The sequence below is a fragment of the Marinobacterium maritimum genome (assembly GCF_039523155.1).
Taxonomy (GTDB): Bacteria; Pseudomonadota; Gammaproteobacteria; order Pseudomonadales; family Balneatricaceae; genus Marinobacterium; species Marinobacterium maritimum.
Window position 1 is genome coordinate 181,022 of record NZ_BAAAET010000003.1, and the last position, 23,542, is coordinate 204,563.

20 protein-coding genes and 5 tRNA genes are annotated in these 23,542 nt (G+C 60.4%); 16 read left to right on the forward strand and 9 right to left on the reverse strand.

Annotated elements, in window-relative coordinates:
* Window positions 1-3: 3 nt before the first annotated feature.
* From ABD013_RS11810 to ABD013_RS11820, 3 genes are read left to right on the forward strand one after another with little or no spacing between them, the layout of a single operon-like run.
* Entirely contained in the window at window positions 4-504 is a 501-nt protein-coding gene (locus ABD013_RS11810; protein ID WP_343806121.1) for a SixA phosphatase family protein, read from the forward strand.
* Between the two features lie 58 nt (window positions 505-562).
* Entirely contained in the window at window positions 563-1,519 is a 957-nt protein-coding gene (locus tag ABD013_RS11815) for an AEC family transporter (RefSeq protein ID WP_343806123.1), read from the forward strand.
* A gap of 25 nt (window positions 1,520-1,544) precedes the next feature.
* Window positions 1,545-2,165, forward strand: a complete 621-nt coding sequence (locus ABD013_RS11820) for an ankyrin repeat domain-containing protein (protein ID WP_343806125.1) — start codon at window positions 1,545-1,547, stop codon at window positions 2,163-2,165.
* Here the strand turns inward: ABD013_RS11820 and ABD013_RS11825 are convergent, their stop codons facing one another.
* Genes ABD013_RS11825 through hemA form a run of 5 tightly spaced genes read right to left on the reverse strand, consistent with a single transcriptional unit; the run spans window position 2,166 to window position 6,570 of the window.
* Window positions 2,166-2,585 (reverse strand): CoA-binding protein, encoded by a 420-nt coding sequence (locus ABD013_RS11825; protein WP_343806127.1) that lies wholly within the window; start codon window positions 2,583-2,585, stop codon window positions 2,166-2,168.
* Window positions 2,575-3,342 (reverse strand): molybdopterin-synthase adenylyltransferase MoeB, encoded by a 768-nt coding sequence (gene moeB / locus ABD013_RS11830; RefSeq protein WP_343806128.1) that lies wholly within the window; start codon window positions 3,340-3,342, stop codon window positions 2,575-2,577. Before moeB ends, ABD013_RS11825 begins: the two co-directional genes overlap by 11 nt.
* Window positions 3,332-4,195 carry a peptide chain release factor N(5)-glutamine methyltransferase gene (gene prmC / locus ABD013_RS11835; RefSeq protein WP_343806130.1) on the reverse strand — a complete coding sequence of 288 codons (864 nt, stop codon included), beginning with the start codon at window positions 4,193-4,195 and terminating at the stop codon, window positions 3,332-3,334. Before prmC ends, moeB begins: the two co-directional genes overlap by 11 nt.
* Complete coding sequence (gene prfA / locus ABD013_RS11840) at window positions 4,188-5,273, reverse strand: peptide chain release factor 1 (protein ID WP_343806132.1); 1,086 nt, start codon at window positions 5,271-5,273, stop codon at window positions 4,188-4,190. Before prfA ends, prmC begins: the two co-directional genes overlap by 8 nt.
* 28 nt (window positions 5,274-5,301) lie before the next feature.
* The gene (hemA, locus tag ABD013_RS11845) at window positions 5,302-6,570 is read right to left on the reverse strand and encodes a glutamyl-tRNA reductase (RefSeq protein ID WP_343806133.1); all 1,269 of its coding nucleotides are present in this window, start codon (window positions 6,568-6,570) and stop codon (window positions 5,302-5,304) included.
* Window positions 6,571-6,763: 193 nt separating this feature from the next.
* On the opposite strand from hemA, the gene ABD013_RS11850 reads away from it, so the two are divergent.
* The 12 genes from ABD013_RS11850 (at window position 6,764) to ABD013_RS11905 (ending at window position 15,333) form a co-directional block, all read left to right on the forward strand.
* Window positions 6,764-8,482, forward strand: a complete 1,719-nt coding sequence (locus tag ABD013_RS11850; RefSeq protein ID WP_343806135.1) for a tetratricopeptide repeat protein — start codon at window positions 6,764-6,766, stop codon at window positions 8,480-8,482.
* Window positions 8,482-9,066, forward strand: coding sequence for a lipoprotein insertase outer membrane protein LolB (gene lolB / locus ABD013_RS11855; protein ID WP_343806137.1), 585 nt, complete (start codon window positions 8,482-8,484; stop codon window positions 9,064-9,066). The genes ABD013_RS11850 and lolB overlap by 1 nt, the downstream gene beginning before the upstream one ends.
* 99 nt (window positions 9,067-9,165) lie before the next feature.
* A tRNA-Gln gene (locus ABD013_RS11860) sits at window positions 9,166-9,240 on the forward strand.
* A 63-nt stretch (window positions 9,241-9,303) separates the two neighbouring features.
* Window positions 9,304-10,245 (forward strand): ribose-phosphate pyrophosphokinase, encoded by a 942-nt coding sequence (locus tag ABD013_RS11865; RefSeq protein ID WP_343806139.1) that lies wholly within the window; start codon window positions 9,304-9,306, stop codon window positions 10,243-10,245.
* Window positions 10,246-10,367: 122 nt separating this feature from the next.
* On the forward strand, window positions 10,368-10,958 hold the full coding sequence (locus tag ABD013_RS11870) for a 50S ribosomal protein L25/general stress protein Ctc (protein WP_343806141.1): 591 nt from the start codon (window positions 10,368-10,370) through the stop codon (window positions 10,956-10,958).
* Between the two features lie 21 nt (window positions 10,959-10,979).
* On the forward strand, window positions 10,980-11,567 hold the full coding sequence (pth, locus tag ABD013_RS11875; protein ID WP_343806143.1) for an aminoacyl-tRNA hydrolase: 588 nt from the start codon (window positions 10,980-10,982) through the stop codon (window positions 11,565-11,567).
* 21 nt (window positions 11,568-11,588) lie between these two features.
* Window positions 11,589-12,680, forward strand: a complete 1,092-nt coding sequence (ychF, locus tag ABD013_RS11880) for a redox-regulated ATPase YchF (protein WP_343806145.1) — start codon at window positions 11,589-11,591, stop codon at window positions 12,678-12,680.
* A 77-nt stretch (window positions 12,681-12,757) separates the two neighbouring features.
* Window positions 12,758-12,834: transfer RNA gene (locus tag ABD013_RS11885), tRNA-Met, on the forward strand.
* An 11-nt stretch (window positions 12,835-12,845) separates the two neighbouring features.
* Window positions 12,846-12,920, forward strand: a tRNA-Gln gene (locus ABD013_RS11890).
* Window positions 12,921-12,929: 9 nt separating this feature from the next.
* Window positions 12,930-13,006: transfer RNA gene (locus ABD013_RS11895), tRNA-Met, on the forward strand.
* Between the two features lie 8 nt (window positions 13,007-13,014).
* A tRNA-Gln gene (locus ABD013_RS11900) sits at window positions 13,015-13,089 on the forward strand.
* Window positions 13,090-13,197: 108 nt separating this feature from the next.
* The gene (locus ABD013_RS11905; RefSeq protein WP_343806146.1) at window positions 13,198-15,333 is read left to right on the forward strand and encodes an EAL domain-containing protein; all 2,136 of its coding nucleotides are present in this window, start codon (window positions 13,198-13,200) and stop codon (window positions 15,331-15,333) included.
* A 27-nt stretch (window positions 15,334-15,360) separates the two neighbouring features.
* On the opposite strand, the gene serB is transcribed toward ABD013_RS11905, so the two are convergent.
* Window positions 15,361-16,578: a phosphoserine phosphatase SerB gene (gene serB, locus ABD013_RS11910; RefSeq protein ID WP_343806148.1), complete on the reverse strand. Its 1,218-nt coding sequence runs from the start codon at window positions 16,576-16,578 to the stop codon at window positions 15,361-15,363.
* A gap of 116 nt (window positions 16,579-16,694) precedes the next feature.
* On the opposite strand from serB, the gene ABD013_RS11915 reads away from it, so the two are divergent.
* The gene (locus ABD013_RS11915) at window positions 16,695-18,032 is read left to right on the forward strand and encodes a VTT domain-containing protein (protein ID WP_343806150.1); all 1,338 of its coding nucleotides are present in this window, start codon (window positions 16,695-16,697) and stop codon (window positions 18,030-18,032) included.
* Window positions 18,033-18,154: 122 nt separating this feature from the next.
* Here the strand turns inward: ABD013_RS11915 and rnr are convergent, their stop codons facing one another.
* The 3 genes from rnr to secD form a co-directional block, all read right to left on the reverse strand.
* Window positions 18,155-20,620, reverse strand: coding sequence for a ribonuclease R (gene rnr, locus ABD013_RS11920; protein ID WP_343806152.1), 2,466 nt, complete (start codon window positions 20,618-20,620; stop codon window positions 18,155-18,157).
* A 113-nt stretch (window positions 20,621-20,733) separates the two neighbouring features.
* Window positions 20,734-21,660: a protein translocase subunit SecF gene (gene secF / locus ABD013_RS11925; protein ID WP_343806153.1), complete on the reverse strand. Its 927-nt coding sequence runs from the start codon at window positions 21,658-21,660 to the stop codon at window positions 20,734-20,736.
* A 10-nt stretch (window positions 21,661-21,670) separates the two neighbouring features.
* Window positions 21,671-23,524 carry a protein translocase subunit SecD gene (secD, locus tag ABD013_RS11930; RefSeq protein ID WP_343806155.1) on the reverse strand — a complete coding sequence of 618 codons (1,854 nt, stop codon included), beginning with the start codon at window positions 23,522-23,524 and terminating at the stop codon, window positions 21,671-21,673.
* Window positions 23,525-23,542 lie beyond the last annotated feature (18 nt).

Genomic DNA, 23,542 nt, shown 5'->3' on the forward strand with positions numbered 1-23,542 from the left:
TCGATGAAAACGCTAACCCTGATTCGCCATGCCAAATCCAGCTGGGATGACCCCTTTCTGGACGACTTCGACCGGCCGCTGAACCACCGCGGCCGACATGACCTGCCCCGAATGTGCCAGCGGATGATCGAACAGGGGCCCAGACCGGATCGACTTATCCACAGCAGCGCCCTGCGCACCCGGCTGACAGCGGCCCCGTTGATCGAAGCTTTCGATCTGTCGGACAGCAACGTACAGAGCACCGAGGCGATCTACGAAGCCGATGACAATGAGCTGCTGGCACTGATCCGACAGCAACCGGATCAGGTCAACCACCTGATGCTGGTCGGCCATAACCCGGGGCTGCTGCTGGTGGCCCTGTGGCTTTGTCAGCAGGCACCGGAGAAACTGCCCACGGCCGCTATCGTGCAGCTCGAACTGCCGGTTGAGCACTGGCGTGACCTGGTGCCGAACTGTGCCCTTTTGCGCTGGTTTGACTACCCCAAGCTGCATACCCACAGCTGAAAATGAGAGTCAGATGCGATAAAATCCCGCCCCCTGTAACCGCAGCCGGAGCCCTGTCTTGAACCTCTACCTGCAGACCCTTGGCTACACCGCCAATATTGTTGCCCCGATCTTCTTCATCCTGTTTCTCGGCTATCTTCTGCGTCGCAGCCAGCTGATCGACGACGCCTTCGTGGCCACCGGTTCCAAACTGGTCTTCGTTATCACCCTGCCGGCGCTGGTGTTCATGTCGATCGCCCGCATGGATTTTCATGCCGTGTTCAATCCGCAACAGCTGGGTTACGTACTGGTCGGCATTCTGCTCAGTTTCGGCCTGATCTGGTGGCTGGCGGCACGCTGGATCAAGGCGCCGGAAGACCTCGGCGTGTTCGTGCAGGGGGCCTTTCGCAGCAACTACGGCATTATCGGCCTGGCGGTCAGCTTCAACCTCTTCGGTGACGCCGGTCTGGCCCAGGCCTCGCTGCTGCTGGCACTGGTGATTCCGCTGTTCAACGTCCTGTCCATTCTCTGCCTGAGCATTCCGATGCAGCGCAGTGAAAGCATGAAGCTCAGCACCACCCTGCTGGAGATTCTGAAAAACCCGCTGATCCTGGCGGTGCTCTTCGCCCTGCCGGTGTCCTGGTACGGCGTCCAGCTGCCGGAAGTGGTGGCCAAGACCGGCACCTACTTTGCCAACCTGACCCTGCCATTGGCACTGCTGACCATCGGCGCCTCGCTGAACCTGAAGAGCCTGCATGACACCTCGGCGCAGGCGTTCTGGGCCACCGCACTGAAACTGGTGATTCTGCCGGTTATACTGACCTTTGGTGCCTGGCTGTACGGCTTCGATGGCGAGGATCTGGCGATTTTGATGGTGCTGTTTGGTTGCCCCACGGCCGCAGCCAGCTTCGTCATGGCCCGGGCCATGGGCGGCAACGCCCAGCTGGCAGCCAATATCGTACTGACCACCACCCTGGGTTCGGTGCTGACGCTGAGTGCCGGTATCTATCTGCTGCGCCTGATCGGCATGATCTGATTAACTGAAAAAGGCAGGAAACACGATGCTGACATCCCTGTTCGACAGCCGTCATGAGCGCCTGCTTAAGGCGATCGACAACAACGACCTCGACAAGGTCGCCGGGCTCCTGGCCAAAATTGAGGCAGCGCTGCTGATTACGCCAGGCAAGGATGGCCGCCATGCGCTGGAACAGGCACTGCAGGCCGAAGAGCCAAGAATCCTGGAACTGCTGCTGCAGAAGGCGCCTCGACCACTACCGACCGGCCGCTGCGGCACACCGCTGGCCTGCCTGGCGCTGCAGCAGGCCAACAGCCTGCCACACCTGACCCTGCTGCTGCAGGCCGGCGAGGATCCGAACCTGGAACATCAGGGCCAGCCGCTGCTGCATCTGTGTATCGAGACTTGCGAGCCGAGCCGACTGATGCTGCACCTGAGTCGACTGCTGCAGCACGGTGCCGAGATCAATCGACCTGATGCCGATGGCCATACTCTGATGCAACGCCTGCTGCCACATGGCGATCAGGCGCTGCTGCAGTTTCTGCTGCAGTCGGGTGCCGAGTGTGAGGAAGCCTGGCTGGAGGAAGTGAACAATGCGGAACTAGTCACCCAGCTGAAACGGGTGCTGGATGACCTGCGTATCCGCAAGCTGATGCTGGGGGGCTGATCAGGCCGGAACGGCCACCCCCAGTCGCGGTATCTCGATCGCCGGGCAGCGGTCCATGACCACTTCCAGCCCGGCAGCTTCGGCCCGTTCGGCTGCATCTTCGTTGATCACGCCAAGCTGCATCCAGACCGACTTGGCACCCTGCTCGATCGCTTCATCCACCACGTAGCCGGCATCCACTGAGTTGCGGAAGATATCCACCATATCCACCGGGCCGTCGATATCGCCCAGCGAAGCCACCACCGGTTGCCCCTGCAGTTCCTGCCCAACCAGTGACGGGTTGACCGGAATCACCTCGTAGCCGCTGTTGAGCAGATAGGACATCACCTGGTAACTGGCACGATGCGACTTGGCGCTGGCACCCACCAGCGCAATACGGTGACTACGCTCGAGCAGTGCTTTGATCTTGTTATCCTGCATGTTGCGCATTTCCTTTACAGATCGGACATTCGGGATCGGGACGCAGCCTGAGGCTGCGCCATTGCATACGTTTGCCGTCCAGCAGCAGCAGACGGCCGGTCAGTGTCTCGCCGACACCGGCCAGGAGTTTCAGTGCTTCCATCGCTTGCATGCTGCCGATCACCCCCACCAGCGGCGGGAAGACTCCGGACTCGCTGCAGGTCATGGCTTCATCATCCCCGCCACGGCCATAGAGGCACTGGTAACAGGGCGACTCGGGCTGACGCGGGTCGTAGACGCTGATTTGGCCATCGAAACGGATCGCCGCGCCGGAGACCAGCGGCGTGCCGGTGGCGAAGCAGGCCCGGTTGAGGGCAAAGCGGGTACTGAAGTTGTCACAGCAGTCCAGCACCAGGTCCACCTGCCCAACCCAGGCCTCCAGCGCCTCGCCCTGCAGCCGCTCGGCCACCTGAGTGATCCGCACCTCCGGGTTGATCGCGGCCAGCGTGGCCGCCGCCGAGGCAACCTTGGTTTCGCCACAGGCGTCCTGACTGTGGATCACCTGGCGCTGCAGATTGCTCAACTCAACCTGATCGTCATCGGCCAGAATCAGTTCACCGACTCCGGCAGCCGCCAGGTAGGCCGCCGCCGGACCGCCCAGGCCGCCGAGACCGAGAATCAGAACCCTGGCATTACACCAGGCACCCTGACCGGCAATATCCACTTCCGGCAGCATGATGCTGCGGCTGTAACGCAGCAGCTGTTGATCATTGAGCATCGTTCTCTCCTTCAGCGCCTGGCCAGCAGCCCAGGGTTACCCGGTCATTGTCGCCCAGGTCCCGCTGCGTACGCACCTGTGCATAACCCAGCTGCCGCAGCAGGTCGCGCACCGTTTCGCCCTGATCATAACCATGTTCGAACAGCAACCAGCCTCCCGATTTCAGGTGGGCTTTGGCCTGCTCGGCGATGCTGCGGATATCGGCCATCCCCTTGTCTTCGGCCGTCAGCGCCGACAAAGGTTCAAAACGCACATCACCCTGGCTCAGGTGAGGGTCCTCGGGATCGATATAGGGCGGGTTGCTGACGATCATGTCGAAATGGCCGCTCAGCGGCGCACACCAGCTGCCCTGCAGGATCTCCACGTTGCTGAGCTGGTGAGCCTGTGCATTCTCCCGCGCCAGCATCACGGCACCAGGGTGCAGGTCGGTGGCCGTGAGCTGCCACTGCGGCCGCTCGCTGGCCAGTGCCAGCGCGATGGCGCCGGTGCCCGTGCCCAGATCGGCAACTCGGGCAGGGCCGTCCGGCAACAACGCCAGCGCCTGCTCGACCAGGGTCTCGGTGTCGGGGCGGGGAATCAGGGTATCGGGACTGACCTTGAGCCTCAGGGTCCAGAAGTCGCGGTAGCCCAGCAGGTGGGCCACCGGCTCGCCCTGCAGGCGCCGGGTCAGCAACTGCTCGAAGCGGGCCTGCTGTTCGGCACTGAGGGTCTTGTCCGGCCAGGTGAACAGCCAGCTGCGGGGCTTGTCGAGCACCTCGCACAGCAGCAGTTCAATATCCAGCCGCGGGCTGTCGCTGATCGCGGCCAGCTCGGCCGTCCGGTTCAGCGCCGCGGCCACACTCAATTCAGTCATTGGACAGGCTGCTGAGCTGCTCGGCCTGATACTCGTTGCGCAGCGGCTGGATCACCTGATCCAGGTCGCCGGCCATCACTTCGTTCAGGCGGTAAAGGGTCAGGTTGATACGGTGATCGGTCAACCGGCCCTGGGGGAAGTTGTAAGTGCGGATGCGCTCGGAGCGATCGCCGGAGCCGACCAGACTCTTGCGGGTGCTGGCCTGCTCGGCCTGCTGTTTGTCCAGCTTTGCCTGCTGCAGGCGCGATGCCAGCAGAGCCATCGCCTTGGCGCGGTTCTTGTGCTGCGAGCGCTCTTCCTGACATTCCACCACCAGCCCGGTGGGCAGGTGGGTGATGCGGATCGCCGAGTCAGTCTTGTTGACGTGCTGACCACCGGCACCGGAAGCACGGTAGGTATCCACGCGCAGATCGGCCTTGTTGATCTCGATCTCGGCTGATTCATCCATTTCAGGCATCACGGCCACGGTACAGGCCGAGGTGTGAATACGGCCCTGAGACTCGGTCTCGGGCACACGCTGTACGCGGTGAGCGCCGGACTCGAACTTCAGCTGGGCGTAGACATCTTCGCCGGCTACCCGGCTGATGATCTCCTTGTAACCGCCATGCTCACCCTCGTTGGCGCTGATCACTTCAATGCGCCAGCCCTTCTGCTCAGCGTAACGCGAGTACATGCGGAACAGATCACCGGAGAAGATCGCGGCCTCGTCGCCACCGGTACCGGCACGGATCTCGAGAAAGACGTTGCGATGATCGTTGGGGTCGCGTGGCAGCAGCAGGATCTGCAGCTCGCCTTCCAGACGTTCGATCTGCTCCCGGGCACTGTCGATCTCGTCCTGCGCCATCTCGCGCAGTTCGGCATCGTCCTCGTTGAGCATCTCTTCTGCAGAAACGAGGTCATCCTGCGCCTGCTGCCAGCCTGAAAAGGCCTTGGTCACCTCTTCCAGGTCGGAATATTCGCGCGAGTAGTCACGGAAACGGTTCTGGTCCGCGATCACTTCGGGCTCACTGAGCAGCGCCGCCAGCTCTTCGTGACGGTCGCACAGCTTCTCCAGCTTGCTCTTGATGGATGCTTTCATGACAGCCTTGGCTCCTGTGCTGATCCGCTCAACCGGCCTGGTCGGAGTCGCTCAGCTGATAAAGTTCCTGTGCCAACTGCAACAGGTCGGAGCGCCCTTCCGAGGAGGCTCGACGTAACTGTACGGTCGGCTGATGCAGCAGCTTGTTGGTCAGTCCATTCGCCAGACGCTTGAGCACCTCTTCGGCGTCCTTGCCGTTGCGCAGCTGGCGCAGGCTTTTCTCCAGCTCCTGCTGGGCCAGCTGGTGCGACTGGGTGCGCAGTTGGGTAAGCGTGTCGACCGCATCCAGCTCGCGCAGCTGACGAATAAACTCCAGCGCACCGGCTTCGATGATCCCTTCAGCTTCCAGCGCCGCACTCTGGCGCTCGCGCTGGTTTTCCTCGATCACTTCACGCAGATCATCGACGGTGTAGAGGTAGACATCATCCAGCTCGCCGACCTGAGGTTCGATATCGCGCGGCACGGCGATATCCACCATGAAGATGGGACGATGCTTGCGCTTTTTCAGCGCCACCTCGACCGCGCCCTTGCCCAGTATCGGCAGCTGGCTGGCGGTGGAGGCGATCAGAATATCGGTATTGGGCAGTTCGTCGGGAATCTGGCTCAACTCGATGGCACGGCCATCAAATTCTTCGGCCACCGCCAGCGCTCGGGCCAGGGTACGGTTGGCCACGGTAATCTGCTGAACACCGGCACGCTTGAGATGACGCGCCACCAGTTCGATGGTCTCGCCGGCACCGATCAGCAGCGCCCGGCTGGTGCTCATGTCAGCAAAGATATGCTGCGCCAGACTCACCGCCGCATAGGCCACGGAAACCGGGTTCTGGCCGATGGCGGTCTGAGTGCGCACATCCTTTGCCACTGAGAAGGTGCTGCGGAACAGGCGCCCCAGTTCGACATTGGCCAGGCCTTCGGCCTGAGAAACCGAAAAGGCAGACTTCAGCTGGCCAAGAATCTGCGGTTCACCCAGCACCAGCGAATCCAGGCCGCTGGCCACCCGCATCATATGACGCACGGCTTCTTCGTCCCAGTAGGCATAGGAACAGCGCTGCAGCTCCTCAACATCGAGGCCGTGATATTCGCCGAGCCACTCCAGCAGAGCACGGGTGCCCTCCAGCCGAGTCGCACAGTACAGCTCGGTCCGGTTACAGGTGGACAGAATCGCCACTTCGGACAACCGAGCCTGTCGGCAAGCCTCGTGCAACGCCTCGGCCAGAGCCTCAGGTGCAAAGGCTACCCGTTCGCGCACCTCGACCGGTGCCGTCTTGTGATTGATACCTAACGCCAGCAAAGCCATAAACGGTTCGCATCACCCCATAACAGACAAGCGCGACATCATACACCTTTGCCGCCTCCGGATTAAGCCGTCCCGATTCGGTTAGCGCCGCGGGGAACCCGACACCATCTTCACAGACCAACAGACATACGGCATGACAGCCAGCAACCCCCTGCTCTATAGTGAGCATTCAACCCCCTGCAGGACCGGAAACGTGTATCGATTCAGCAAACAGCCTTTACTGCTCAGTCTGCTCGCCGGACTGATACTGAGCGGCTGCAGCAGCCAGACGCGCCCCCCCGCGACATTTTCGCAGGCCGATGCCTTCACCCCGTCCGACTATACTCCCGGCGAATTCAACGCCAACAGTCTCTACCACCTGCTGACCGCCGAACTGGCCGGCAAGCAGGGACGTTTCGACCTGGCGCTGGACAACTACCTGCAGGAAGCCGAAGCCACCGGTGATGCCGCCGTGGCCGAGCGCGCCACGCGTATCGCCCAGTTCCTGCGCCGCCCCGAAGCGGTATTGAAAGCCAGCCAGCTGTGGAGCCGCGCCGCCCCCGATGCGCTCGAGCCCCTGCATATTCAGGCCAACATCCTGCTGCATGAGGGCCGTTTCGAGACAGCCCTGCCGCTGTTGCGCAAACTGCTGGAACAGGGCGGTGATGAAGCCCTGGCCCTGATTGGGGGCCGTATCGACGAGATGTCACCCGAGATCGCCGGGCATTACGCCCGCCTGCTGTCCGAGCTGCAGGAGGATGCACCGAATCGTCTTGACCTGCTGCTCACCCGCGCCTTGCTGCTCAAGCAGCAGCAACAGCCCCAGGCCGCCGCCAGGCTGCTGGACGAGGGGCTGAAACTGAAGCCAGGGCAAACCGAGCTGGCCCTGCAGCGCGCCGAGCTCTACCGCCAGCAGGGTGAACCCGTCCGAGCACTGGCTCTGGTGGAACGGGCGCTCAAAAAGGTCCCTGATCACGGCCGCCTGCAGGCCGCGAGAGCCCAGCTATTGCTGCTGACCGGACAACCGGCCCGCGCCTGGCGCGCCATGCGCGATCTGCTGGCTCAGCAGGACAACCCTCAGCTGAGCTATTACTTCGCACTCTTGCTGCTGGAAAACGAGCGCTGGCAGGAAAGCCGTACCCTGCTGGAACAGATGCTCGAGCAGAACTCAAACACCACCGCCCCCCACTTTTACCTGGGCGTGATCGCTCAGGCACAACAACAGCCGGAGCAGGCCCTGCGCCACTTCCTGCAGGTCGAGGACGGCCCCAACCTGATCCAGGCCTATGCCCGCGCCCTGTCGCTGTACGATCAACCGCAGCAGGCGGCCGAAGTAGAGGCGCTGATCGACTTTGCGGCTCGCAAGCACCCGGACCAGCAGGAGGCGCTGGTGATCCTCTATGTCGAATGGCTACAGCGGCAACAGATGCGTGAAACCGCGCTGGAAACCCTGGACCAGGCGCTGGCGAGCACCCCTGACAGCGTCAACCTGCTCTACACCCGCGCCATGCTCAGCACGGCCGACGAGTCCACGCGCATGATTGATGACCTGCGCCGCGCCCTGGCCCTGGCGCCGAACAACCCGATGGTACTGAACGCCCTGGGTTACACTCTGACTATCTATACCGACCAGCTGGAGGAGGCTCACGCGCTGATCAGCCGAGCCCTTGAACAGCAACCCGAGGATGCCGCCACGCTGGACTCCATGGGCTGGATCCTGCACAAGCTGGGACGACATAGTGAAGCTCGACACTTCCTGCAGCGCGCCTACGACACCTACCCCGATCCTGAAGTCAGTGGCCACCTGATCCAGGTCCTCTGGGCACTCGGCGAGCAGCAGGCCGCCCGCGAGCTGCTGACCAACGGCTTACAGCAGCACCCGGATAATGAACACCTGCTGGAAGCGGCCAGCGTGATTGGAGTTACCCCCTGATGCGCAAGACTTTCCTGCTGATGCTGGTGTTCAGCCTGCTCGGCGGCTGCAGCCAACTGACACAACAGCCGGTTGCCCCTCTGATGATCGATCCGCAACAGGTGCAGCAACTGCAACAGTGGTCAGCCGAGGGCCGCATCGGGATCCGCTGGCCCGAAGACAGCCAGAGCGCCAATCTCGACTGGGAACAGGCACTGGACCGTTACCGTATCCAGTTGAGCGGCCCCCTGGGCCAGGGCGGCCTCAAAATACTGGGCAGTGCACACGAGGTCAGTCTGCAACGTTCCGGCGATGACCAGGTCCACCGAGCCGCGACCCCCGAGGCGCTGATGCAGCAACTGCTCGGCTGGCACCTGCCGCTGACCCAGGCTCAGTACTGGATTCGCGGCATCCCGGCACCCAGCAGCGAGGCGCTGCCACTGCACGAGCCGAGCAACGGCTTTATCCAGTCCGGCTGGCGCGTCGAATACCCCCGCCTGACCTATGCTGCGGGCATGGTGCTGCCGGAGAAACTGCGCCTGACCCGAGATGACCTGCGCATCACCGTGATCATCAATGAATGGACCCGGCAGGATGAGCGCTGAACCCGGCGCCAACAAATTTGCCACAGGGGTTGATTTCCCCCCGCGTTTTATAGAGAATATGCGCCTTCTTGGAGCGTGGTCCACACCACAGGAGACGACTGGGGTATCGCCAAGCGGTAAGGCACTGGATTCTGATTCCAGCATGCGTAGGTTCGAATCCTACTACCCCAGCCAATTACCATGACTGACTTCCTCTCTACTTCATCAAACTCCGACGCAATCGAGAAGGTAATCGCCGTGTCTAAAATGATGGTCTTCACCGGCAATTCTAACCCGGAGCTGGCTCAGAAAGTTGTCGAGCGCCTCGATATTCCGATGGGCAAGGCACACGTAGGCTGTTTCAGTGACGGCGAAGTCAGTGTCGAGATCCAGGAAAACGTGCGTGGCAAGGATGTCTTCATCATCCAGTCCACCTGCGCACCAACCAATGACAACCTGATGGAGCTGATCGTTTTCGCTGACGCCATGCGTCGCGCCTCAGCCACCCGCGTCACGGCTGTTATTCCCTATTTCGGCTATGCCCGCCAGGATCGCCGCCCGCGCTCTGCGCGTGTACCGATCAGCGCCAAGGTCGTAGCCAGCATGCTCGCCAACGTCGGCATCGACCGCGTACTGACCGTTGACCTGCACGCCGACCAGATCCAGGGCTTCTTCGACATTCCCGTCGACAACGTTTATGGCTCTCCGATCCTGCTGGACGACATCGTCGATCAGCAGTACGACGACGTAACCGTGGTATCCCCGGACGTTGGCGGCGTTGTCCGCGCCCGTGCTGTCGCCAAACAGCTGGACTGCGACCTGGCGATCATCGACAAGCGTCGCGAGCGTGCTAACGAATCCCAGGTGATGAACCTCATCGGTGACGTATCTGGCCGCACCTGCATCCTGGTCGACGACATGTGCGATACTGCCGGCACCCTGTGCAAGGCCGCCAAGGCGCTGAAGGAAAAGGGCGCTGTCCGCGTGGTTTCCTATGTGACCCACCCGGTACTGTCCGGCCCGGCCATCAACAACATCATCGCCTCCGAGCTGGATGAACTGGTCGTCACCGACACCATCCCGCTGTCCGAGCAGGCTCAGAAGTGCGACAAGATCCGTCAGCTGTCCCTGTCGCCGCTGTTGGCTGAAGCGGTGCGCCGCGTCTGCAACGAAGAATCCATTAGTGCCATGTTCCGTTAAGCGAACCTGGTGCTGACCCACGGGCTCATTCCCGTGAACTGTCCGGCTCCCCATGAGCCACAACACGCTGTATGTTTCTGGTCGCGGAAGCATGCAGCTTTAATTTATAAGGTGTAAATCACATGGCTACTTTTACTGTTAACGCTGTTGCCCGTAATGATCAGGGGAAAGGTGCGAGCCGCCGCCTGCGTCGTGAAGGTCTGGTACCGGGCATCATCTACGGTTCTTCCGAGCCGAAAGCGATCTCCGTTATCGCCAAGGACCTGAACCGCATGCTGCTGGAAGACGGCTTCTACTCTTCCATCCTGTCTCTGAACCTGGACGGCCAGGAAGAGAAAGTGATCATCAAGGACCTGCAGCGTCACCCGGCCAAGCCGGTTGTTCTGCACGCTGACTTCCAGCGCATCGCTGGTGACCAGAAGATCAAACTGCAGGTGCCGCTGGCATTCGTCAACTTCGACAAGTCTGCTGCCTCCAAGGCGGCTGCCAAGTTCGCTCAGGAAACAGCTACTGTTGAAATCCTGTGCCTGCCGAAAGACCTGCCGGAAGTTCTGGAAGTTGACCTGTCCAAGATCGAACTGGGCCAGATCGCTCACTTGTCCGACATCACTCTGCCGGAAGGCGTTGAAGTTGTTGCCCTGCGTCGCGGCGCTGACCACGACCAGAGTGTTGGCTACTGCTACGCACCGCGTGGCGCTCGCGCTGGCAAGTAAGCGTAGACCACAGGCACTGGCATGAAGGACCGGATTCAACTGATCGTCGGTCTCGGCAACCCCGGGACCGAATACAGCCAAACCCGTCACAATGCCGGTGCCGAGCTGGTGGAGCAGCTTGCTGCCCACCAGCACACCTCTCTGCAACCGGAGAAGAAATTCTTCGGCCTCTATGGCAAGGTCATCATCGACCACCGCCCCGTACACCTGCTGATTCCCACCACCTACATGAATCGCAGCGGACAAGCGGTCGCGGCACTTGCCAATTTCTATAAGATTCCTACCAGTGACATACTGGTCGTGCATGATGAGCTGGATATTCCACCCGGTACGGCGCGCCTGAAACAGGGCGGCGGTCACGGCGGACATAATGGCCTGCGCGACATCATCAGCAAACTGGGGAATGACAAGAATTTTTACCGTCTGCGTGTTGGCATCGGCCACCCCGGAAGTGCGGCTCAGGTCTCCGGTTTTGTCCTGAGCAAGGCCCCGGTGTCCGAGCGCGATAAAACGCAGGCGGCGATCGACGAAGCTCTGAACGCACTGCCTCTGGCCGTCAGCGGAGACTGGTCCAAGGCGATGAACCGGCTGCACAGCTTCAACGGCTAACTTCAATTACAGGATCTAAGCATGGGTTTCAAATGCGGTATTGTCGGCCTGCCTAACGTCGGCAAATCTACGCTCTTCAATGCCCTGACCAAAGCGGGCATCGACGCCGAAAACTTCCCGTTCTGCACCATCGAGCCGAATGCCGGCGTTGTCCCCATGCCGGACCCGCGCCTGAACGCGCTGGCCGAGATCGTCAAGCCGGAACGCGTCTTGCCGACCACCATGGAGTTCGTCGACATCGCAGGCCTGGTCGCCGGCGCCTCCAAGGGTGAAGGCCTGGGCAACAAGTTCCTCGCCAACATCCGCGAGACCGATGCCATCGCACACGTAGTACGCTGCTTCGAGGATGACAACGTTATCCACGTGGCCAACCGCATCCACCCGCTGGAAGATATCGAGACCATCAACCTGGAGCTGGCGCTGGCGGACCTGGAGTCCTGCGAGAAGCAGCTGCAGCGTGTTCAGCGCACCGCCAAGGGCGGCGACAAGGACGCGATCGCCGCCAAGGCATTGCTGGAAAAACTGATCCCGCATCTGGAAGAAGGCCAGCCGGTACGCGCGCTGACACTGGATGACAGCGAGCAGAAACTGGTCCTCAGCTTCCACCTGCTGACCACCAAGCCGACCATGTACATCGCCAACGTGGCCGAGGATGGGTTCGAGAACAACCCCTACCTGGACCAGGTGAAGGAACTGGCCGCTTCCGAAGGTGCTGAAGTCGTCGCCATCTGCAACAAGCTGGAATCCGAGATCTCCGAACTGGAAGACGACGAGAAGCTCGAGTTCCTGCAAGAGATGGGCATGGACGAGCCGGGCCTGGACCGCGTTATCCGCGCCGGATACAGCCTGCTGGGCCTGCAGACCTATTTCACCGCCGGGGTAAAGGAAGTCCGCGCCTGGACCGTCAAGATCGGTGCTACCGCGCCTCAGGCGGCCGGTGTGATCCACACCGACTTCGAGAAGGGCTTCATCCGTGCCGAAGTGATCAGCTACGACGACTTCATCGCGCACAAGGGTGAACAGGGCGCCAAGGACGCCGGTCGCTGGCGCCTGGAAGGCAAGGATTACATCGTCAAGGACGGTGACGTGGTCCACTTCCGCTTTAACGTTTAACTTTTTTAAAATTTTTGCTTTCAAGCTGTTGACAGGATTACGATTTCACGGAATAATTCGCGGCCTTGAAAGCAGTTGGCAATATAGCTCAGTTGGTTAGAGCATCGCATTCATAATGCGAGGGTCGCAGGTTCGAGTCCCGCTATTGCCACCACTTTCAAATGCTGGGGTATCGCCAAGCGGTAAGGCAACGGGTTTTGATCCCGTCATGCGCAGGTTCGAATCCTGCTACCCCAGCCACTTATGTGTGGCAATATAGCTCAGTTGGTTAGAGCATCGCATTCATAATGCGAGGGTCGCAGGTTCGAGTCCCGCTATTGCCACCATTCTCGACAGGGGTATCGCCAAGCGGTAAGGCACTGGATTCTGATTCCAGCATGCGGAGGTTCGAATCCTCCTACCCCTGCCATCTTCTCTTCCTCGCATCATCTTCGGCTTATCCACTTTGTCTACCTGACAGATTTTGCTTCAGGCTTTAATCTAGGCACTGAACTGGATATCAAGGACTGACAACACGATGAGCGGCTCAAGCGACGAGATCCTTAGCGCACTTGCCCGGCACACCTCTCAGGGAACGCCAAGACGCAATCTCAACCTCCTGTTTGCCCACTGCGACAATATTCAGACTGACCTGATTTTGAATCAGCTGCGCACTTCACGCTTTGCACCTCGTGGCGAGGCGGCTCACAGTCTGCCGGAGCTGCAACAGGTTCTGAGCAAGCGGACCTGGGACCTGCTGATCATCCCCTGGAAGCAAACCTACCCCGACGAGTTGACGCCGAAACACACGGTGGAACTGTTGCACCACCTGGACCGCGACCTGCCAGTCCTGCTGCTGCTACCGGGAGCCGAATACAGCGACCCCACGCCCTGGCTGGGTGCCGGTATCAGTGCCGTAGTCCCGGAAGGCAATACCGGCCTGTTGCAGCTGACAGTCCAGCGCCTGTTCGATGCTCTGGATACACGGCGACAGCTGCTTCAGGCACAGATCCAACTGAACCATCTCAACGAGTACAGCCAACACCTGGTCCAGCACTCGACGCTGGCCATCGGCCTGGTACAGAACGGCCTGATCCAGTACGCCAACACCAGCTTTGCCCACCTGTTCGGCTACGACAGCGGTGACCGCCTGCAGGGGCACTCACTGCGCCATCTGCTGCAGTCTGATTTCCGTGAGGACCTGGACATGATTCTGCACGAGAGTAGCCAGAGCGGTAGCAAAATGCAGCGCACACTCACCGCAGAGCGTCCGGACAATACCAGCTTTGAAGCGGTCTTCAGCATCGAGCCGGCCGACTATCAGGGCAACCGCTGCCTCAGCATCGAAGTCACCACCTGCGCCGACAGTTCCGAGCAGACCTTTAGGGATATACATCCACTCAGCGGCCTGCGTAACCAGTCAGTCTTTCTGCAGGCCTTGGAGACCAGCTGTCACAACGCCCATCGCGGCGGCCAGGACCGCAGCCTGCTGCTGATCGCGCTGGATCATCTCGACGTCATTCGCGGCGAGGTTGGCACCGATGGCATCGAACTGATCCTGCGCGATATCAGCACCATTCTGAAACAGCAGGTCAGCCGTGCTCACCTGATCGGCCACCTGGATGACAACACTTTCGTGATCCTGATGCACAACGCCGACCCCGACAAGGCGGTCGAGCTGGGCAACAGCCTCTGCCACAGCATCAGCAGCCATGTCTGCCAGGTGCAGCAGACACCGATACACACCACGGTCTCAATCGGTGTGGTCATGATCAATGACAGCGCACCCTCGCCACAGCAGCTGCTGGAACGCGCCCGCATGAGTGCAGAAAGCCTGCATCACGGCAACCGACCCGGCAATGGCGTCAGTCTGTACCAGAGTGAACAGGCCCTGCTGCCCAGCATCGACACCAAAATGAGCAAGCGCCTGCTCAACGCGCTCAAGCTGGATCGTTTCCGCCTGCTGTACCAGCCGGTCGTGCCCCTGCGCCTCAACACCCAGTCACAGTACTACGAAGTACTGCTGCGCCTGATCAGTGACAGCGAGCGCGCCCTGTCGCCCAATACCTTTATTGCTCAGGCCATAGACCCGGACGTTTTGATCGAGCTGGACCGCTGGGTTATCTCCACAGCGCTGGAAAGGCTCTCTGAGGTGTTTTCCAAGGGCGAGCGCGTTCACCTACTGGTTAACCTGTCCGCGCCCTCCATGCGCAGCTCTGAGCTTCTGGAGTGGCTGAGTGACAAGCTTCGACTGTCGCGCGTACCGGCCGAGTATCTGGTATTCCAGATCAGTGAAAGCGACGCCGCGGTCAACCTGATGGAAGTGCGCGCCTTCACCCGTGCGCTGCAGCAGCTGAACTGCCAGGTATGCCTGAAACATTTCGGCAGTTCACCCAACTCCGAGCATGTCAGCCGAGAGCTGGATATCCAGTTCATCAAGCTTGATGGTTCTTATGTGCAGGATCTGGAAAACCGAACGCTGAAGCTCGATGTACTGAAAAGCATGCTCGAGCCGCTGCAGGAACAACACAAGCTGGTGATTGCACCACTGGTGGAAAAAACGCAGGTAATCAGTGATCTGTATACGGCGGGCGTCCACCTGATCCAGGGCTACTACCTGCAGCCGCCACGGGAACAGATGGACTATGATTTCTTCGCCGGCGACCGCAACTGAGCGCCCGGCCGGCGTGTTAACCTGCTCTCAGAGCAGGTTATCGCGGTCGCGGAAGCCGATCAGGTAGAGGATACCGTCCAGCCCCAGGGTAGAGATCGCCTGCTTGGCGCTCAGACGCACCAGCGGCTTGGCACGGAAAGCGATACCCAGGCCGGCGATCGAAAGCATCGGCAGATCATTGGCTCCATCACCCACGGCGATGGTCTGCTCCAGGCGCACCCCTTCGCGCTCGGCAATCTCGCGCAACAGCTGCGCCTTGCGCTCGCCGTTAACGATCTGGCCGGTCACCTCGCCGGTCACCTTGCCATCCTTGATATCCAGCTCATTGGCATAGACATAATCGAAACCCAGCTTCTGCTGCAGGAAGCGGCCAAAGTAGTTGAAGCCGCCGGACAGGATCGCGGTCTTGAAGCCCAGCGCCTTGAGATGACCCACCAGTTCAGCCGCCCCTTCAGTTAATGGCAGACGTTCAGCGATGCGCTCCAGCACACTGGCATCCAGCCCCTTGAGCAGCGCTACACGGCGACGGAAGCTCTCGTCGAAGTCGATCTCGCCACGCATCGCCGACTCGGTGATTTCGATGACCTGCTCACCAACACCCGCCTCCTTGGCCAGCTCGTCGATCACTTCGGCCTCAATCAAGGTGGAGTCCATATCGAACACCACCAGGCGGCGGTTGCGGCGGAAAATATCGTCCTTCTGGAAGGCGATATCCACATCCAGATCACTGGCTGCCTTGAGGAATTCTTCACGCAGTGCTGCCGCATCAGCCGGCATGCCACGTACCGAGAACTCGACACAGGCACGGGTGCGTGGACAGTTCTTTTCCTGCAGCGAGATACGACCTGACAGGCGGCTGATATTGTCGATATTGAGACCATGATCAGCCGCAATGGCGGTCACACGCGCGATATGATCGGCACTGATCTGACGTGCCAGCAGGGTGATGATATGCCGCGACTTGCCCTGACCTTCAACCCAGTGCTCATAGGCTTCACTGTCAACCGGCTCGAAGCGCACCTGCATGTTCATCTCATGTGCCTTGAACAGCACATCGCGCAGCAGAGGAGAGGATTCAAGTTCAGTCGGTACCTGGATCAGCACGCCCAGTGACAAGGTATTGTGGATAACCGCCTGACCGATATCGAGGATGTTGATATGGTAACGGGCGAGAATTCCGGTAATAGCCGAGGTTACGCCCGGGCGGTCGTCACCGGATAGTGTCAACAGGATGATTTCGTTCATCGCACCCTTCCGTTTAATGAGGCATCGCTGGCAAAGCCAGCACTGGGCTGCAATTATATCAGAGGGAATACCGCACTCGCATTGTCCCCACCGTCAATCTATCCGGGATCCTTACTGTGCTGGACAGCCTGCTCATACCCCTCAGCCCTTCACCCACATCGCTGCTGCTGCTGATCGCTCTGGTTGCACTCTTGGAATCACTGGCCTTTGTCGGCCTGCTGCTGCCCGGCGTCGCATTGCTGTTCGGCCTCGCCTTTGCCGCCGGCAGCCATGGCGTGGACCCTGTTGCCTGCCTGTTGGCCGGCTTTGTTGGCGCGGTACTGGGTGACGGTATCAGTTTCCTGCTCGGCCGGCGCGCTGCCCCACGCATTCGACAGCTGAGCTGGATTGAGCGACATGCAGACTGGCTCGAACGTAGCGAAGCCTTCTTTCACCGTTGGGGCGGGCTCAGCATCGTCACCGGCCGCTTTGTCGGCCCCATTCGCCCGATCATCCCGTTCGTGGCCGGCAGCTGTGGGCTATCACCAGTCCGGTTCATGAGCTATAACCTGCTATCAGCACTGGCCTGGGCACCGGTCTATCTGCTGCCCGGCTACCTTACTGGTCACGGCATGCATCAGCTGCCCGAGGAGCTGATTCCGCTGCTGTGGAGCCTCGCCGCATTGGCTTTTGTGCTGCTGTTAGTACAGCAGACCCACCGCCTGCTGCACCCCGACAGCAGCCTCTACCAGTACTGCCGACAATACCTGCCCGAGGGCTGGCAACCGGCACCGGTTTTGATGCTGATGTTTGCGGGGGGGCTTTTCCTGGCGACCGCCCTGCTCAGCCTGACGCCAACCGGGAGCTATCTCAACCAGCAATTGTTGGCACCACTGCACCAATTCGGCCAGCAGCTGCCGCTGTGGACTCTGGCGATCACCCTACCCGGCGACCCGGGCCTCTGTGTAGCTCTGGCTCTGATGAGTGCCGTCTATGGCCAGTGGCGCCACCAGCAGCGACAAGGGTGGGGGGTTCTGCTGGGGGTCAGCCTCGCACTGTGTCTCAACTACCTGTTGAAACTGGCATTTGCATTACCACGGCCGGAAGGCGCCGCTCTGGACACCTTCAGCTTCCCCAGCGGCCATGCGGCAGCGATCACCGCACTGGTCGGCCTGAGCGTGGCCTGGGTGGCACACAACCGTCACCACGCCATTCGCCACCTGTGCTACCTGCTGGCAACACCGGTCATTCTGCTGGTGGCACTGTCGCGGCCGATGCTGGGGGTGCACTGGCCGCTGGACGTGATCGCCGGCTGCGCCGAGGGATTGGTGATCGCTGCAGGCTACCGGCTCTGGCTCTACCGTCACCCGGCAACCAAACCAGTGCCTTTGGCCTGGCTGGCCTTGTTGCTGGGCACGGCGATGCTGTACAGCGGCGCAAGACTGGATGAGGCGGCCCTGCTGTATTTCGGTTGAAGTAAATCTGCGCGTAGCGGATGGTGCCAGGACCGGCTGCTGCCGCCAGGGCGGCGGCAGTCGAGCCCCAAGAATGGGTTTACGGCGTGTCAGACAAGTCTGACACCTTTGCCAGGGCCGTCTCAGCCCTTCTGCTTCTTCTGCCGCGCACGCGGCGGATGTTTGGGCTTGTGAGCCTTCTTGCGCTTGTGCTTGGGCGCGCCGGCCGCGTCCTTTTCCTTATGGGCACCTTGATGCCCTTCAGGCTTTTTTCCGCGGCTGCGCCCCTTCTTGCGGCTCGGACGCCCATCTTCGACCTGGCCTTTAGCCAGCTTTTCACGCTGAGTCAGCTTTTTCGGTTTGGCCTCGGCCGGCTCCCCGGAGAGCTCGAAATCAATCTTGCGCTCGTCCAGATCGACCCGAACCACCTGTACATCCAGGCGATCACCCAGTTTGAACACCCGACGAGTACGGTCACCGACAAGACGCTGCTTGGCCGCCTCGAAGTGGTAGTAGTCACTGGGCAGTGCCGTGATGTGGATAAGGCCTTCCACATACAGATCTTCCAGTTCAACAAAGACACCGAAACCGGTCACGGCGGCCACCACACCGGGATAGACCTCACCGATCTGACTCTGCATGTATTCACATTTGAGCCAGGCGACCACGTCACGGGTGGCATCATCGGCACGACGCTCGGTCATTGAGCAGTGCTCGCCCAATGCCAGCATCTGCTCGAGGCTGTAGTCGTATTTGAACGCAGCACCTGGCACGAACTTCTTCGGCCGCTCCACGCCCTTGACCTTGCCATCACTGTGGATGGCACCGCGAATGGCACGGTGCACCAGCAGGTCCGGGTAGCGCCGGATCGGCGACGTGAAGTGAGTGTACGCCGGGTAGGCCAGGCCAAAGTGGCCGTGGTTGTCCGGGCTGTACACCGCCTGCTGCATGGATCTCAGCATCATGGTCTGGATGATGTGACGGTCCGGGCGGTTCTCGATCGCCTCAGCCAGTTTCAGGTAATCCTTGGGTTCGGGGCTGTCGCCGCCGGGCAGATTGAGTCCCAGTTCACCGAGGAAGGCACGCAGGTTTTCCAGCTTGGCTTCCTTGGGGCCGTCGTGGATACGGTAGAGTGCCGGCTTGCCGTACTTGGCCAGGAAGCGCGCCGTAGCCACGTTGGCGATCAGCATGCACTCCTCGATCATCTTGTGGGCATCGTTGCGGTGCACCGGCACGATCTCGTCGATCTTGCGCACCTGATCGAAGATGATACGGGTCTCCACGGTTTCGAAATCGATCGCACCACGTTCATCACGCGCCTTGCGCAGCGACTTGTACAGTGTGTGCAGCTGATCGATATGCGGCAGCACCTCGCGATATTCCTGACGCCAGTGCTGGTGCTCCTCGTGACCCGGATCGACCATGGCACCGACCTTGTTGTAGGTCATGCGTGCCTTGGAGTTGATCACCGCCTCGTAGAACTTGTAGCCGGACAGCTTTCCGGCACGGCTGACGGTCATCTCGCAGACCATCGCCAGGCGGTCCACCTTGGGGTTCAGCGAGCACAGGCCATTGGAGAGCAGCTCCGGCAGCATCGGCACAACGAACTCGGGGAAATAGACCGAGTTGCCACGCTTGACCGCTTCGCGATCCAGCGCCGAGTCCGGCTGCACATAATAGGACACATCGGCGATCGCCACCCAGAGGCGCCAGCCACCAAAGGTCTTCTTCTCGCAGTAGACCGCATCGTCGAAGTCCTTGGCATCCTCACCATCGATGGTGACGAACGGCAGGTCGCGCAGGTCAAAGCGGTTCTGCTTGTCCTCTTCGCGCACCTCCGGCGTCAGTTCACCGATCTGCTGATGCACTTCGCCCGGGAACTCATCAGGAATCTCGTAGTTATGGATGGCAACCTTGATCTCCATGCCCGGTGCCATGCGGTCACCCAGCACCTCGATCACGCGCGCACGGGCCGGCTGCTTGCGGGTCGGCTGCTGCAGGATCTCGGCCACAACCAACTGGCCATCTTCATATTCAAGGCCTGTGGTCGGGTCCGGGATCACCATCACCTGGTTGGTGATACGCTGGTTCTCGCAGATCAGCGAGCCGAAGCCGGCATTGCCGTCGAAGCGGCCCACCAGCTTGGTGGTGCAGCGCTCCAGCACCTCAACGATCTTGCCTTCGCGACGGCCTCGGTGATCGATACCGATCGACTGCACCAGCACCCGGTCACCATCAAACACTTCGCGCATGTTGCGCGGACTGAGGAACAGATCATCACCGCCGGCATCCGGCTGCAGAAAGCCGAAGCCATCGCGATGACCGATCACCCGACCGGGGATCAGGTCCATCTTGCGGATCAGGCCATACTCGCTCTTGCGGTTGGAGATCAGCTGGCCGTCACGGCACATGGCGATCAAACGGCGGCGAACACCTTCGATGCCATCTTCGTCTTCGATGCCGAGTTCACGACACAGCAGCGGGTGGCTGATCGGTGCCCCCCATTTTTCAAGGAAGTTCAGCAGAAAATCACGGCTCGGGACCGGCTGGTCATATTTTTCAGCTTCCTGCTGAGCATTGGGATCTTTGTCTTGCCAATTCTTAGTCATTCAATATCCAATTTTGTCTGTCACAGCCTCGCAGGCTGCCAGCATCAACCATTCATTGAGAATAGTCGGGTAATCCATAAAAAATAAAGCCGGCAGAGCCGGCTTTACAAGTATCAGGGCAGCTCTTCTGCCTCTTCGCCATCTTCCTTCTGGGGCGGTAACAGATCTTCGCGGGTCACGTTGAGCGCCAGCAGCCCGTTAGCGGCAACATAGATCGACGAGTAGGTACCGATGATGACACCCACCAGCAACGCCATGGCAAAGCCGTGGATCATCTCGCCGCCGAAGTAGAACAGCGCCACCAATACCAGCAAGGTGGTAAGGGAGGTCATCAAGGTCCGGCTCAGGGTCTGGCTCAGCGAGGCGTTCATCACCTCGATCGCATCCCCCTTGCGCATGATGCGGAAGTTTTCACGGATACGGTCATACACCACGATGGTATCGTTGAGCGAGTAACCGATCACCGCCAGCACTGCCGCCAGTACGGTCAGGTCAAACTCGACCTGCAACAGGGAGAAGAAGCCCAGCACGATCAACACATCGTGCACCAGTGCCAGGACTGCGCCCAGCGAGAACTTGAACTGGAAGCGGAACGCCAGGTACACCATGATCATGAACAGGGCCAGCAGCATGCCCAGACCACCCTGCTCACGCAGTTCTTCACCCACCTGAGAGCCGACGAATTCGTTGCGGCGCAGCTCCAGTGTCTGATCGGTTCCGATCTGCAAGGCACCCAGCACCTTGTCACCCAGTTTGGGATCGTGATCGGCCTGCAGGCGGATCAGTACGTCCCGCGGCGAACCGAAGGTCTGTACGGTGACATCGGCAAAACCGGCGTCCTGCAGCTGCGTACGCACCTGCTCCAGATCCGCCTGTTGTTCATAACCAATCTCCACCAGGCTGCCGCCGGTGAAGTCGAGACCGAACTTGAGGCCATTGACCGCCAGTGAGCCGATCGATACCAGAATCAGAATCAGGGAAAACGCCAGCGCCAGCTTGCGGATCCCCATGAAGTTGTAGATTTTCGTTTCTTTGGCCATGGGGATTTCCTCAGATCATCACTTTCTTCAGCGTGCGACCACCGTACACCAGGTTAACCAGGGCACGGGTGACCATCAACGCGGTGAACATGGAGGTCAGGATACCGACCGACAGGGTCACGGCGAAGCCCTTGACCGGACCGGTCCCCATGGCAAAGAGGATCACCGCCGCGATCAGCGTGGTGATGTTTGCATCCAGGATCGTCGTAAACGCGCGCGCAAAGCCGGAGTGAATTGCCGACTGTACCGGCAGTCCGTTACGCAGCTCTTCCTTGATACGCTCGAATATGAGTACGTTGGCATCTACCGCCATACCCACGGTCAATACGATACCGGCGATACCCGGCAGGGTCAGCGTGGCCGACAGCAGCGACATCACCGCCACCAGCAGCACCAGGTTCAGCGTCAACGCGATGTTCGCCAGCAGACCGAACACTCTGTAGTAGATCAGCATAAACACCAGCACCAGCGCGAAGCCGATCTGGACTGACAGGGTACCCAGTTCGATGTTCTCGGCGCCCAGGCTCGGGCCGACGGTACGCTCTTCAACGAAGTAGATCGGCGCCGCCAGAGCACCGGCGCGCAACAGCAGCGCCAGCTCAGAGGATTCCTGGGCACTATCCAGGCCGGTGATACGGAAGGAGTTACCCAGCGTACTCTGGATGGTGGCCAAAGAGATCAGGCCCTTCTCAGTGTAGGGAATACGCTTCTCGACACGCTCGCCATCGATGGTCTGCACCAGCGTACGCTGCTTGTGCTCGACGAACAGCACCGCCATGCGGCGCTGAATCGCATTGCGGGTGACACGACTCATCATCTGGCCGCCCTTGGCATCCAGCGTGATCGATACCTGCGGCATGCCGTTTTCGTCAAACGCGGCCTGAGCATTGGATACGCTGGAGCCGGTGATGATCACGTCTTTTTCAAGCGTTGCCTTGCGGTCCGGGTTGTCGCGGAAGCCATAAATCTCGGTATTGGCGCGGCTGGCATCCGGACCCGCTTCCAGGCGGAATTCCAGGTTGGCGGTCTTGCCGATGATACGCTTGGCGGCAGCAGCATCCTGTACGCCCGGCAACTGCACCACGATGCGATTACGGCCCTGACGCTGTACCAGCGGTTCGGCCACGCCCAGCTCGTTGACGCGGTTACGCAGCGTGGTCAGGTTCTGCTTGATCGCATAGTCTTCAATGTCACGAATGGTCTGTTCGGTCAGGTTGACGTAGAGCCAGGCCTCGCCGTCCACATCGTCGCTGTCGACCAGAAATTCCTGATAGCTGCGCAGCAGCAGACTGGAAGCGGCATCACGGGTATCGGCATCGATAAAGCGGATTGCCAGGCGACCATCTTCCAGGTGATCCACAACACGGTAGCGCAGCTTCTCTTCACGCAGCTTGGTCTTGATCTCGCTGACATAGACATCGAGGCGCTGGCCGACGGCCTGTGCCATGTCCACCTCCAGCAGGAAGTGGACCCCGCCACGCAGGTCCAGACCCAGCTTCATCGGCCCGGCGCCGATATCGCTGAGCCACTCCGGCGTCGTCGGGGCCAGGTTCAAGGCGACAACATACTCGCTACCCAGCTGATCCGCGATCGCATCCTTAGCCGCCAGCTGAGCATCAGAGCTCGACAGCCGAACCAGCGCGACGCCCTCCTGCTGCATTTCGGTACCCTTCACTTGAATACCGGACGCTTTCAGTGCGGACTCAATCCGTGTCAGGGTGCCGGCATCAACGTTTGTAGTCCGGGTCCCGGAAATCTGCACGGCATAGTCATCGGGATACAGGTTGGGGGCTGCATAGAAACCGGCAATCGCCAGCACCAGCAGGATCATCAGGTTTTTCCACAGGGGGTAGCGGTTGAGCATCGTGCTCCATCCTCACCA